The following is a 14036-nucleotide window of genomic DNA, read 5'->3' on the forward strand; positions in this document are numbered from 1 at the left end:
AAATAATAAGTTTTTGATAGAAAGAATTTCAGAATGAATAATTTAGAGTTAAAAGTCTTTAAGTTGTTTTACAAAAATTGTTTTATCTTCATCATTAGGTTTTAAGGAATTAACTTTGTTTTTTTGTTTCAGTAATTTCACTGAAATTTATAATTTCTTTGTAAAGTTAAGATAAACTGTATATAAAATTTAGATAAACTTTATTGATATTGATAATTTTAGACAAAAACAGGTTTACTTTTAATGATTTTAAAGATAAAAGCTATTTAAACTTTGATAATATTTATAGTTTTGCTACTTTTAATTATAACAAATTATATGAAAAAATGAAAATTAACCTATTGTAGAGGCAATTACCTTAAATATTTTTACTTAGATAAAAAAGGTTTCTACTTAAGTTTTCTGTAAAAGACTTTTTCTCTTGATTTATCCACAAATTAAAAAAAGATATTAAATTTAATAAATAGTTAAAATAAGTCAATTCTTTATAGTTTTAAAGCAATTATTATTACTGTTCCCTTTTGTCTTTCTTTACCAATAATTTTATAGGTCACGGAGGTGATATTAGATAGATAATGTTTAATATGCTTAGTAATTTACTGAAACTAAATTTAAAATCTTATGAACATATTAGGAATTAATGCGTATCATGGTGATGCTTCTGCCAGTTTAATTCAAAATGGACAATTAATAGCCGCCGTTGAAGAAGAACGTTTTACTCGGATTAAACACTGGGCGGGGTTTCCGAATCAATCTATTCGATATTGTCTCAAGATAGGAAAAATCAAGCCTTCAGATTTAGATCATATTGCAATTTCCTATAATTCCAAAGCAAATCTTAATAAAAAATTGTTATTTACTTTTAAAAATCGTCCTTCTTTAAACTCTCTTTTAGACAGATTCAGCAAACAAACTAAATCTTCTAGTATTCAAGAAAAAATTGCCGAAGCATTAGACTGTCATCCATCAGAAATTACCGCAAAAATCCATAATTTAGAGCATCATTCTACCCACTTAGCAGGTTCTTTTTTTGTTTCCCCTTTTGAAGAAGCGGCTATCCTTTCGATCGATGGTATGGGTGATTTTGTCAGTACTTTAACCGCCGCAGGACAAGGTAATCAATTGCAATACTTCGATCGAATCCATTATCCTCATTCTCTTGGATACCTTTACAATGCGATTACTCTTTATTTAGGTTTTCCTGCCTATGGTGATGAGTACAAAGTCATGGGTTTAGCCCCCTATGGAGAACCAGAATATATAGAAGCGTTCAGACGTATTATTTATCCTAAAAATGAAGGTTTTGAACTTAATTTAGAATACTTCAATCATCAACATCAAGGTATTGCAATGAATTGGGAACATGGCTCACCTAATGTTCAACCTTTTCATAGTCCAGAATTAGAAAAATTATTAGGCGTTGCCCGTCAACCCAAGGCAGAATTAACCCAAAAACATCAAAATATAGCGGCATCCCTTCAACTCGTTACCGAAGAAATTATTTTTCATCTTCTTAATCGTTTATATGACAGATATAAGAGCGAAAATTTATGTTTAGTTGGAGGAGTTGCAATGAACTCTGTGGCAAATGGTAAAATTACTGAAAATACCCCTTTTAAAAATGTTTATATTCCTGTCGGTGCGGCGGATAATGGTACTTGTTTTGGAGCGGGTTTTTTCCTCTGGAATCAAATTTTAAAACAACCCCGTAATTTTATTCTTGAACATGGCTATTGGGGATCTAAATTTAGCGATGAAGATTGTTTATTCGCCTTAAAAAGTTATGATTTAAACATCGAAAAACTAGAAAGAGAAAATCTGTTAAATAAAGTAGTAGATGCTTTATGTGAAGGGAAGATTGTCGGTTGGTTTCAAGGAAAAATGGAATTTGGTGCAAGGGCTTTAGGGAATCGATCGATCTTAGCAGATCCTCGTCGTTCTGATATGCGAGATATTATTAATTTAAAAATCAAATTTAGAGAAAAATTCCGGCCTTTTGCACCGAGTATTTTAGAAGAATATGTGGGAGAATATTTTGAAATAGATGAGCCTGTACCTTTTATGGAAAAAGTGTTTAAAGTTCGTCTTGAAAAACGAGATAAAATTCCTGCGGTAACTCATGTTGATGGTACTGGACGTTTACAAAGTGTTTCTTATAAAACGAATCCTTTATATTGGGATTTAATTAACACTTTTGCCGATCGAACTGGTGTACCACTACTTTTAAATACTTCTCTTAATGAAAATGAACCGATAGTTCACACTCCCACAGAAGCGATCGAGTGTTTCCTACGGACTAAAATGGACTTATTAGTTTTAGGTAGTTACTACATCCAAAGAAATTAAGAGAAAAGTTAATTTGGAGTCAAGATATTTAACTTTATTAGTAATTTTAAACTACTATTTGATAAAAATTGTGGCAAAATAGAAATGAATCTAATTAATTACCTCATGGTTAGGTAGGAAATCAAAATTATGAATAGTTGCGTATTAATGGCGAAAATAGTTCGTAGTCCTCAATTAAGATACACTCAGGATAGCCAACTAGCAGTGACAGAAATGATGGTAGAGTTTGACAATCTTTCTCCGAATAATCCTCCCTTTAACTTAAAAGTAGTCGCATGGGGCGGTTTAGCCACAGAAATCGAACAAAAATATGTGGAAGGAAATCAAGTTGTTTTAACTGGACGCTTAAAGATGGATACAGTAGAAAGACAAGGATATAAAGAAAAAATAGCGGAGTTAACTATATTCCATATTTACCCCTTAAATGGTGACGGCGATCGTAGTAATGTTGTTAGTCTAAATGATTATAAATCCCCAGAAAATTCGGAGGATGATTCTAACCCTGAATATGAAGATTCTGGCATTGACGAAAATAAATTAGATCATATTCCTTTTTAAAATTAGGATTAAGAAAATTTGGGAGACTTTCCCAGAATCTTTGTTTTGGAATAATAAGTAATTAGATCTTGCACCTCTATCATTAATTCTAGGTGACGATAGGGAAAAGAGAAAGGGGAAGAGAGAAAAGTGACAAGAATTGATTTTTCCCGTTTTGTTTTATTGGTATTATTGTACTGGTGCGAGACAATATCTGAGTTAAACAAGAAAGATTTTTAAATTTTTAATACTTTATAAATACAAACTCTAATGTAATTTAGGAGATTTATCTATGTCTATCAAATCCAATGAGCAACAATCCGTTGAAAACGTAGAGACAGTTAATCCTTCGATCGTAATTCCAGAAAAAGACTTCTTTATAGGGGTAAAAAACTTTTTTGCCAGTTGGAAATTTAAACTCTCGGCGGTGATAGGAGTAGTGATTGTCACTCTTTTAGTAATTTTTTATTGGCAACATCTGATTGCAGTTATGGGAATGAAAACATGGGCTAATCACGCTTCTGCCAAACCCATTGATTGTATGGTTAAAGATACAAATAATGACGAATATATTAGTTGTACGGCAATGATAAATGAACAAATAGTTCCCCTAGAGTGTGGTACAAGTATTTTTAATGTGGGATGTCGAGTTAATTATGGTAGTGCCTCTCCCTCTTTTAAAGGGTTGGGGATTCAAAGTAAATAGAGGTTTGGGGAATAAGTATTCTGATGAAGGTAAAGAGACAGGAGATAAAATTAATTCTCTTTCAACTCTCAAATTCTTATGTACTTTTAACATAAACGATCGCATGGTGAGAGATCAACAATTTCTCTTTATTATTGTTAGATAGACATAGACAATTCTGATCTTGCCAAAGAATAACACCTCTTAAAGTTTCGTTTGTAGTTAAAGCTATATCTACAGAGGTTTTGTTTTTGATAAAGTTTTGTATTTGTCGTACACTAGGAAAGCCGGTGTTGAATACGGTCATATTTATTATTATTTATTAGGATTTGACTATGACTTTGAAGTTTACCAAATATCATGGACTGGGAAATGATTTTATTTTAATTGATAATTTGGCTTCTGCTGAACCTTTAATTTCTCCCGAAGAAGCAGTTAGAATGTGCGATCGACATTTTGGCATTGGTGCAGACGGAGTAATTTTTGTGTTACCCGGTAAGAACGATATAGATTATACCATGAGAATCTTTAACAGTGATGGATCTGAACCTGAGATGTGTGGTAATGGAATTCGTTGTTTCGCCCAATTTATCACCGAATTAGAAGGACAGGAAACTATCGGTAAAACCTATAAAATAGACACTTTAGCTGGTTTAATTTGCCCAACAATTAAAGGTAATGGACAAGTGAAAGTCGATATGGGACAACCTCAGTTAAAAGCTGTAGAAATACCCACTACTTTGACAGACAAAGAAGACAAAGTGATTAATCATCCTTTAGTAGTAGATGGTACAGAATATTTTGTTACTTGTGTTAGCATGGGGAATCCTCACTGCCTAGTGTTTGTGAATGATGTTGCTGTGATTGATTTACCAAAAATAGGCCCTTTATTTGAGCATAATAAATGTTTTCCCCAAAGAACAAATACTGAATTTATCGAAGTAGTCAATTCTAACTATTTAAAAATGCGAGTGTGGGAAAGAGGTGCAGGAATTACTTTAGCCTGTGGTACAGGAGCGTGTGCTACTGTTGTAGCGGGAGTTTTAAATAATAAATGCGATCGAATTACTACCGTTGAGTTACCCGGAGGATGTTTAGAAATCGAGTGGTCTGACAAAGACAATCATATATATATGACAGGGCCAGCAACTAAAGTTTTTTCCGGAGAAATAGATTCATAAATCAGTTAAAACCTATTGAGATTTATCCTGAGTTCGAGAAAAAATCATTGATGTAGGTAGATTTTAGGCTTTAGGGTTTAGGTTTTAGGTTCTAAAAATACCAAATCTGATTGAATTATTTAATTAATTTAATTTAAGTAAAATCAATTGTTAACAGTTTTTCCTCAATTATTTACCTAATACCTAACAATTAATACCTAATACCTTGCTATTACCCATACATTTTGCATCAAACTGAGGTAGATTTTTTAGTTGAGATTTTAATGTAACTTCGATCGATCAAAAATCAATATTTCCTGGTTAATATTCAAAATGGGGTTGATTTGAAAAGTCATTTATTTTTTATGATTTTATTTAATGTTATTGATTTAACAAAAAAAATCTTAATAATTTTTTAATAATTTCCTCTAATTGTCATGAAAAAAAGATTAAAAAGAAAATTAAATGAAATTGGTAATCATCTTTACAACTAATTGGGATCAAGGAATGTTAGCTTAGATGGTGTAAAGATAAATTCCATTTTAAAAAATTACTTATAATCATGGCTCAAATACTAGATGCAATTCCTCATAATGAAAATGATGTTATTTTGTGTTGTTATGTGAATGCTACAAATCAAATTCAGGTAGCTAGAATCACAAATATTCGTAATTGGTACTTTGAAAGGGTGGTATTTCCAGGGCAAAGATTAGTGTTTGAGGCTTTACCAGAGGCTTTATTAGAAATTCATTCAGGAATGATGGCTAGTGCTATTTTATCGGATACTATTCCTTGTCAGCGATTATCTGTTAATGAAGAAAAATCTGAACCATCGAAACAAGATAGCACAGTTATTCCTGACAATAAGACTAAACCTTCCGATTTGGAAGTAGTCTTGGCTTAAAATTTACTTTATTTTAAAACAATTTAGTTATGATTTATTTAATATATTTCAAGTGACCTATTACAAACTTTTATAGTATTTTATAGATAAATTGGGGGATAAAATTCCCTTTTTTTATTGAGTTAAATATATATAGTTGTCTTATTTGAGTTCTTAAATGGATTTTAGGTTATACTCAAATATTAATTTAGTATAATAGTACTAACCAGTAAAGCGAGAAAAATCAATTTTAGAAGTTTTAAAATCAATTCTTGTTACTTTCTATCTTCCCTTTTTCCTCTCATCATCGAAAATTTATGATATAGGTGCAAGATCTAATTTATAATTTATTTTTCATAATCCTTTCATAATTATTTCTTTTTTTGTTATAATTGCTATAGTCTATTACTAGGGTTAATCAATATATGAGTAATTTAGGTTGTTTGAAGGTTGAAAATTTGACGGTAAGCTATCGTAATGTTGAGGCTTTAAGAAATATCTCTTTTCAAGTTTTTCCTCACAAAGTAACGGGAATTATAGGGCCGAATGGTGCAGGAAAAAGTACTATGATTAAAGCGATGTTAGGTTTGATTCCTTATCAATTTGGTTCAATTTCATTCTATGATCAACCTTTAATTAAACAAAGAGAAAGAATTGCTTATGTACCACAACGATCGCAAATTGATTGGACATATCCTGCAACAGTATGGGATGTGGTGATGATGGGAAGGGTTAGAAAAACAGGGTGGTTTAAGCCTTTTTCGAGAATGAGTCGTGAAATAGCAAAAACAGCGTTAGAAAAAGTAGGAATGTATGATTATTGCGATCGACCTATCGGACAATTATCAGGAGGACAACAACAAAGAGTATTTTTAGCTCGATCGTTGGCGCAATCTGCTGATATATTTTTCTTTGATGAACCTTTTGTTGGAGTAGATCAAAAAACAGAGGAAATTATCTTTAATATTTTTCAAGAATTAGCAGACGAAGGTAAAATTATTTTAGTAGTAAATCATGATTTAGGGGAATCTATTAACAATTTTGATAGCATAATTTTATTAAATAAAACTCTCATTGCCGCAGGAAATAGAGAAGAAGTATTGCAAGAAGAAAATTTATATAATGCCTATAATGGCCGAGTATCTTTCCACTCTCAAAATAATCGGTTAATTGCTTAAAAATTTTCTCATTTGTATAAATTATACTAAATATTTTTATCAAGAGATCGATTAAAAGATCTAAATAATATATTCTTTTTTATTCATAAAAAATGCTAGATTTTATAACTGAACCTCTCCAATATGCTTTTATGCAACGATCGTTAATTGTTGCGGTAGTAGTCGGAGTGATTTGTGCGGTGGTTGGTAGTTATTTAATGGTTCAAAGATTAGCCTTATTAGGAGATGCAATTAGTCATTCTGTATTACCCGGATTAGCGATCGCTTTCATCTTAGGAATTAATATTTTTATCGGTGCATTTATTGCTGGATTAATAAGTACTGTGTGTATAAATATTATTAGAAATAACTCAAAAATTAAAGAAGATGCGGCTATGGGAATAGTTTTTTCTGCATTTTTTGCTTTGGGAGTTACTCTAATTACTGTGGTACAAAAAGAGAATAAAATAGACTTAAATCACTTCTTATTTGGCAATATTTTAGGTGTCAGTTTAACAGAAGTTAGAGATACAATTATTATTGCTATTTTTGTTTTGCTAATTGTCTTTTTATTTTATAAAGAATTACTATTTTATACCTTCGATAAATTGGGTGCTGAATCAGTGGGTTTACCAATTAAATGGTTAGATACAGCATTAATGATTTTAATTGGTTTAACTATTGTTGCTAGTTTAAAAGCTGTGGGAGTTATTCTTGTTTTGTCTTTATTAATTACTCCTCCTTCTACTGCTTATTTATTAGTCGATCGACTTAATCAAATAATGTTTGTGGGAATTTTAATCGGAGTTATTTCTAGTATGAGTGGAATGTATTTAAGTTATTATTTCAATTTACCATCAGGGCCAGCTATTGTTTTAGTTGCAACAGGATTATTTATCTTAAGTTTTTTATTCAGTCCGAGTCAAGGATTAATTACTGAATATTTTCGCTTAAAATTTGTCTCAAAAAAAACTATCTCTTAAAAGAGATTTCAATAGTGTTTAGTTAAAAATAATAAGTTTTTTGATAAATTATTTATCGATCGAGCAATCATACTTTCACTCACGAAAATTATTAATATTTAAAGATTATATATTGTTGGAGAGATTTGTTAAATACTGCTATGTAATTAATTGTAAATGCCATTTTGATGAAATCTAAGTAGTAAAATAGATATATAACAACCTTATTTGATTCACAATATTTGAAAGATAATACACTAGCAAGAGTGCTTCAAATAAATTAATTAAGGGTTTAAATAAAAATTTTGGGGAAAAATCATGGGGCAATTAAATACAGCAGAGTTACTCATTCAATGTTTAGAAAATGAGGGAGTAGAATATATTTTTGGATTGCCAGGAGAAGAAAATTTACATATCCTTGAGGCTTTAAAAAACTCATCTATTCAATTTATCACCACTCGTCATGAACAAGGTGCCGCTTTTATGGCAGATGTTTATGGACGTTTGACAGGAAAAGCAGGAGTTTGTCTTTCAACTTTGGGGCCTGGTGCTACAAATTTGATTACTGGAGTTGCTGATGCTAACCTAGATGGTGCCCCTCTTGTGGCAATTACTGGGCAAGTGGGAACCGATCGAATGCACATTGAATCACATCAGTATCTTGATTTAGTCGCTATGTTTGCTCCCGTTACTAAGTGGAATAAGCAAATTGTTCGCCCCGGTATCACCCCAGAAGTAGTGCGTAAGGCTTTTAAAGTCGCAGAAAAAGAAAAACCCGGAGCAGTACATATTGATTTACCTGAAAATATCTCTGCGATGTCCGTAGAAGGTAAACCGTTAAAGATTGATAGTCGAGAAAAAATCTATGCTTCCTATCGTAGTGTCAATGCCGCCGCTTTAGCGATCGCAAAAGCAAAAAATCCCTTAATTTTAGCTGGAAACGGTGCAATTAGAGCCCATGCGGCAGATGCGTTAACAGAATTTGCTACTCGTTTAAATATTCCTGTTGCCAATACTTTTATGGGAAAAGGTGCTATTCCTTATATTCATCCTCTCTCATTATGGACTGTTGGTTTACAACAACGAGATTTTATTACCTGTGGTTTTGAACAAAGCGATCTAATTATTGCCGTCGGTTATGATTTAATTGAATATTCCCCAAAACGTTGGAATCCTGACGGTGCAATTCCTATTATTCATGTCGGGGCAAATTCTGCGGAAATTGATAGTAGTTATATCCCTACCGTGGAAGTCATTGGAGACATTGCCGATTCTTTAGACGAAATTTTGAAAAGATGCGATCGAACTGGTAAACCTGTACCCTTTGCCGCTTCTTTACGAAATGAAATACGAGAAGATTATGAACAATATGCTCATGATGAAGGTTTTCCTGTTAAACCCCAAAAAATTGTTTATGATTTAAGGCAAGTAATGGGCTCAGAAGATATAGTTATTTCTGATGTAGGCGCTCATAAAATGTGGATGGCAAGACACTATCATTGTGAATGTCCGAATACCTGCATTATCTCTAACGGTTTTGCGGCTATGGGAATAGCAATTCCGGGGGCTGTTGCCGCTAAATTAGTGAATCCTGATAAAAAAGTTGTTGCTGTCACAGGAGATGGTGGTTTTATGATGAATTGCCAAGAATTGGAAACCGCCTTAAGAGTCAAAACACCTTTCGTCACTTTAATTTTTAATGATAATGGCTATGGCTTAATTGGCTGGAAACAGATGAATCAATTTGGCTCTACCAGTTACGTTGACTTTGGCAACCCCGATTTTGTCAAATTTGCTGAAAGCATGGGTTTAAAAGGCTATAGAATCACTTGTGCAGAAGATTTAATCCCCACCCTGAAAACAGCTTTAGAACAGGATGTTCCCACCGTAATTGATTGCCCTGTGGATTACAGAGAAAATATCCGTTTTTCCCGTAAATCAGGAGATTTAAGTTGCCCCATTTGGGAATAAAAAGAAAACAGTAGTCATTGGTTAATCAGGACTAATGACTAATATTACGATCGGATAATCGGTGATAATTAAAATTGTTGCATTCATTCATTGAAAGGACATGGTCAAAAAAGTAATCTTCATAAATCACCTTAATTTGGAGGTTCCTCTAGAATAAATATTGACGTATAACGCCTTGTTGTGCATCATGGTGCCCTCGGTAAGTCTAGACCTGGCGCTCGGCCGCTGTATGTTCCTACATGTCTCAAAGTAACTGCTTCCCCCGCTTTGCGGGCCGCCCATGAAAAGGATATTTTGCATGAGGTATCGCCCTTGACGAATCTAAGCTCCGCAGGCCGGTGAATGCCGAATGATTCTTTCGTGTCGGGTTTACCCATAACAAAGTGCATGACAATGCCATTGAACTTTAAGTCAAGGCAAAGCAAAAGCCCGTTATCGGGATTGTACTGTGGAATTAGCTCGAAGCTCGATGAGTGATAGACGTGCCCCGGTCGCTTAGGGAGATACAAACCCCAGCCAACTGGCCAGCGTGCGTGTGGTGAGCACAGCAAGGACATGCATTTTTCTTTTACTAGGAATGGCTGCCCAGTTTTTTGCTTTATTTGCCCCGAAACAACAAGACCATAAACGACCTTTATTAACCAACGCTCAATCGAAGTGCCATCCACGGAATAAGCAAGACACAGGGGCACTTGTTTTTGTTGCTCAATGTCTATGCTGCCAATCGCCGCCACAAAATCGGCTACGGCACTGTCAAGAGGTGACAAAGCACAATTGTGATTGGTGCAAAGAATTTTGGCTTTTAGGTTGGCTTTGCTGATCGAACTTAGCTGCTCCTTCGGAAGCCAAGTAAAACCTGTAACGTCAATGGTCCTGTTTTGCTTTTCGATGACATTAAGAAGTGCTTCCGAAATGTAGTGCTCACCTGAGATTTTCTCAGAGCATCCCTTCGTATGGGACAGATAGCATTTGGGGTGTGCGTATCCGCTTCTTTTTGTGGCGATGTAGACAGGGCTGGTCATGGCTAGTTACTTGACGCACAAGGTTAGACTGCGATCTATTTAATTATTTTTTCATAAATTTTCATTATTTTCATAGTAAAAGCATTACTATTTTCTGTCAAGATCTTTGACAAATTTCTTAATATTTCTGTATTTATCATTAATACAAAGATTGAGTTCTTGATTTATAAGTATTTCTCCCAATTCCTAACTCCTATCCTCACCAAAAAATTTTTTCAGCAAAGCCTAATTATCAACCCCTTCGATCGGTGCAAAACCTTGACGTTGGATATTTTCAGTAACAACTCTCGGCTCTAAAAATTGTAACAGGTAATCAGGGCCTCCTGCTTTTGAACCAACTCCAGAGAGTTTAAAACCGCCAAAGGGTTGTCGTGACACGATCGCCCCTGTAATACCTCGATTAATATAAAGGTTGCCTACTTCAAACTCTTTGTAAGCTCGATCGATATGAATAGGAGTACGAGAATATAAACCCCCCGTAAGAGCGTAATCTGTGCCATTGGCAATGTCTAAGGCTTCATCGAAATTGTTAGCTTTAATTACTGCGAGTACAGGCCCAAAAATTTCCTCTTGGGCGATGGTAGCATTAGGTGAAATATCAATAAAAACAGTGGGAGGGACAAAATAACCATTTTCAGGAGTCGGCACTTGAATCGCTAATTTGCCCTCTTGTTTGCCTTTCTCGATATACTCTAAAATACGAGCTTGAGCAGTGCCATCGATAACAGGGCCTACTTTTGTGCTAGGATTCTTGGCTTCACCTACGTTGAGAGATTTTACTGCTTCGACTAAACGATCAACAAAACTATCATATACTGAACTTAAAACTATTACTCTTGAACAAGCAGAACATTTTTGACCACTAAAACCGAAAGCAGATTGTACCACTCCAGCCACACCTTGATCTAAATCGGCACTTTCATCAATGATAATGGCATTTTTACCGCCCATTTCTGCAATAACTCGTTTAAGATGGCGTTGTTTGGGTTGCAATATGGCCGCATCAGCATAAATTTGACAACCAACTTCCCTTGAGCCTGTGAAGGCGATTAAATGAATATCAGGATGTTTGACGAGATAATCTCCCACAACTGAACCTTTACCAGGTATATACTGGAAAACTCCCGCAGGAATCCCCGCTTCTGTTAAAATTTCAGCTATTTTTGCTCCAATTACGGTACTGGTGGCGGCAGGTTTTAATAAAGCACAATTACCCGTAACTAAGGCGGCGACTGTCATACCTGTGGAAATTGCAAAGGGAAAATTCCAAGGGGATACAATTAAAGCAATACCACGAGGTTGATAAAAATATCGATCGTTCTCTCCAGCCACATCATAATTATAGCCTCGATCGAGCCTTTCCATTTCATCAGCGTAGTAACGACAAAAATCGATCGCTTCTGAGACTTCAGGATCACCTTCTTTTAAGATTTTACCAACTTCATAGCACATCCAAGCGGTTAATTCATGGCGTTTAGCTTCCATAATGTCGGCAGCTTTGCGTAAAATATCTGCCCGTTGTTTTGCTGGGGTTTTACTCCATGTTTTAAAAGCTGATTTGGCACTATTCATCGCTTCGTCTGCTTGAGAAAGAGAAATTAAGCCAATTTTTCCCACGACTTCCGAAGGGTTAGAAGGGTTCACGGAATCAATATAACTTTCAGTTTCGACATAGTTACCGTTAATCAAGGGTAAGTAAGTTTTACCTAGCTGATTGTGTACTATAGTCAACGCTTGTCGGGCTTTAATGAGGTTTGTTTCACGGCCATAATCGGTGTCAGGGGAGCCTTGAAAAACCTTCTGCTTAGAAAGTGAGGAAACAACATCAGTAGTTAATTCCTCCTTAGAAATAGGGGAAACTTGAGGTGGTGCGACTAATTCCTCAATGGGTTTTTCTTCTGCATTTTGACGTAAAAAGGAGCTATTAGCAGTATTTTCTAGTAAACGGCGGATAAGATAAGCCATCCCCGGCAAAAGTTGCCCATAGGGTGCATAAACTCTTACTCGATGCCCTCTTTTGACGATCGCCTTAGCTAAAGTTTCTCCCATGCCGTAAAGTATCTGACATTCAAAGCGTTTTTTTGGAATCTTTAAAGTTTCTGCAATAGCGATCGCATTTGCCTGAGTACGGACATTATGAGAAGCAATGGCGGCGTTTAAATACGAGTGATTTTCGAGGAGAAGACGAGTTAATTTTTCATAATTAAGGTCTGTTTCTGCTTTATCATTAAATACAGGTTGATTCCAGTGATTTTGTAGAGATTTAATGGTTTCTTGATCCCAATATGCTCCTTTAACTAAGCGAATGGTGATCGGATTACCCCGTCTTTTTGCCCAATTAATCCAACTTTGTAAGTCTTTCTCTGAGTCACGCAAATAGGCTTGTAAAGTAACGCCAATATCAGTGCGAGTCTTAAATTCTTCCTCCATTAATAACTCTTGCAAAATGGAGACAACCACATCTTTATAAGTATATTGTTCAATATCGAAATGTACCGCAGTACCATAATTTTGAGCGTGTCTTAATAAAGTACGGATTCGATCGCACACTTTCAATTTACCACCTTCAGGATCGATCGGGTCAAATTGGGAGTAAAATGCAGTTAACTTGACAGATACTTGCACTTTCGGGAGATTTTCACCATCTGCGGTATCAATTTCGGAAATATTTGACCATTTTTGAGCTTGCTCACTTAATTGAGTGATTAAATTAAGGTAGTTTTGTAAGTAAGATTCTGCTTCAACTTCGGTAATAACCGCCTCCCCTAACAAGTCGATGGAAAAACACATTTTCTCCTTACGCATCCTTTCTACTGCTTTAATCACTTCTTTGATAGTTTCCCCTGAGATATACTTATAAGCTAGGGTTTCCACTGCTTTAGTGATAGTAGCAGAAGCAATTTGAGCGGGGGGAGAATTAGGTTCGGTAAAATTAAGAATGCCTTTGAGCGCGTCTGGTAACTCAACTTCTTCGGTGGTTAAATATTGTTGTAAATGTCTAGCAATTTCGCTCTTACTTCTTAATGCAGGTAACGCATCAATGAATCTAAACAACTGTACCCGTAGTCCGGGGTTACTCATAGTCCACCCCATGAGTTTATCATCGAACTGCATTTGTTCTTTTAACTGACTGAAAATATTACCTTTCTGTCTTGTGGCTTGGATTAATTCCTTTGCGATCGCTTGTGTTGTATTTTCGTATGACGAGATGGGATTAGCTGAAGCTACCATAAAAATTACCTAATAAATATAATAAAATAGCCCTAATTTTGCTTTGTTTTTAGGTGCTTTAATGCTTATTTTGCATAATGTT

11 protein-coding genes are annotated in these 14036 nt (G+C 34.7%); 8 read left to right on the forward strand and 3 right to left on the reverse strand.

Going from position 1 to position 14036, the window contains the following annotated elements; genetic code table 11:
• The first annotated feature begins 621 nt into the window (after nucleotides 1–621).
• The 3 genes from GM3709_RS03785 (at nucleotide 622) to GM3709_RS03795 (ending at nucleotide 3589) form a co-directional block, all read left to right on the forward strand.
• Nucleotides 622–2346 (forward strand): carbamoyltransferase C-terminal domain-containing protein, encoded by a 1725-nt coding sequence (locus GM3709_RS03785; RefSeq protein ID WP_066116437.1) that lies wholly within the window; start codon nucleotides 622–624, stop codon nucleotides 2344–2346.
• A 129-nt stretch (nucleotides 2347–2475) separates the two neighbouring features.
• On the forward strand, nucleotides 2476–2904 hold the full coding sequence (locus GM3709_RS03790) for a single-stranded DNA-binding protein (RefSeq protein ID WP_066116439.1): 429 nt from the start codon (nucleotides 2476–2478) through the stop codon (nucleotides 2902–2904).
• 271 nt (nucleotides 2905–3175) lie between these two features.
• Nucleotides 3176–3589 carry a hypothetical protein gene (locus tag GM3709_RS03795; protein WP_197671861.1) on the forward strand — a complete coding sequence of 138 codons (414 nt, stop codon included), beginning with the start codon at nucleotides 3176–3178 and terminating at the stop codon, nucleotides 3587–3589.
• 76 nt (nucleotides 3590–3665) lie between these two features.
• Here GM3709_RS03795 and GM3709_RS18920 read toward each other — a convergent pair whose 3' ends face one another.
• Nucleotides 3666–3875 (reverse strand): Hfq-related RNA-binding protein, encoded by a 210-nt coding sequence (locus GM3709_RS18920; RefSeq protein ID WP_071828008.1) that lies wholly within the window; start codon nucleotides 3873–3875, stop codon nucleotides 3666–3668.
• Between the two features lie 28 nt (nucleotides 3876–3903).
• Here GM3709_RS18920 and dapF point away from each other — a divergent pair, with 28 nt between their 5' ends.
• From dapF to GM3709_RS03820, 5 genes are all read left to right on the forward strand, one after another.
• The gene (gene dapF / locus GM3709_RS03800) at nucleotides 3904–4749 is read left to right on the forward strand and encodes a diaminopimelate epimerase (RefSeq protein WP_066116441.1); all 846 of its coding nucleotides are present in this window, start codon (nucleotides 3904–3906) and stop codon (nucleotides 4747–4749) included.
• A 541-nt stretch (nucleotides 4750–5290) separates the two neighbouring features.
• Nucleotides 5291–5632, forward strand: a complete 342-nt coding sequence (locus tag GM3709_RS03805) for a DUF1830 domain-containing protein (RefSeq protein ID WP_066116442.1) — start codon at nucleotides 5291–5293, stop codon at nucleotides 5630–5632.
• 404 nt (nucleotides 5633–6036) lie between these two features.
• Nucleotides 6037–6789 carry a metal ABC transporter ATP-binding protein gene (locus GM3709_RS03810; protein ID WP_066116444.1) on the forward strand — a complete coding sequence of 251 codons (753 nt, stop codon included), beginning with the start codon at nucleotides 6037–6039 and terminating at the stop codon, nucleotides 6787–6789.
• Nucleotides 6790–6881: 92 nt separating this feature from the next.
• On the forward strand, nucleotides 6882–7751 hold the full coding sequence (locus GM3709_RS03815) for a metal ABC transporter permease (protein WP_066116446.1): 870 nt from the start codon (nucleotides 6882–6884) through the stop codon (nucleotides 7749–7751).
• Between the two features lie 297 nt (nucleotides 7752–8048).
• Nucleotides 8049–9701 (forward strand): acetolactate synthase large subunit, encoded by a 1653-nt coding sequence (locus GM3709_RS03820; protein ID WP_066116448.1) that lies wholly within the window; start codon nucleotides 8049–8051, stop codon nucleotides 9699–9701.
• Between the two features lie 185 nt (nucleotides 9702–9886).
• Here GM3709_RS03820 and GM3709_RS03825 read toward each other — a convergent pair whose 3' ends face one another.
• Together GM3709_RS03825 and pruA are read right to left on the reverse strand one after the other, a co-directional pair.
• The gene (locus tag GM3709_RS03825; protein ID WP_066116450.1) at nucleotides 9887–10723 is read right to left on the reverse strand and encodes a hypothetical protein; all 837 of its coding nucleotides are present in this window, start codon (nucleotides 10721–10723) and stop codon (nucleotides 9887–9889) included.
• 225 nt (nucleotides 10724–10948) lie between these two features.
• Nucleotides 10949–13954, reverse strand: coding sequence for an L-glutamate gamma-semialdehyde dehydrogenase (gene pruA, locus GM3709_RS03830; protein ID WP_066116452.1), 3006 nt, complete (start codon nucleotides 13952–13954; stop codon nucleotides 10949–10951).
• Nucleotides 13955–14036 lie beyond the last annotated feature (82 nt).

It is taken from the genome of Geminocystis sp. NIES-3709 (genome assembly GCF_001548115.1).
GTDB lineage: Bacteria > Cyanobacteriota > Cyanobacteriia > Cyanobacteriales > Cyanobacteriaceae > Geminocystis.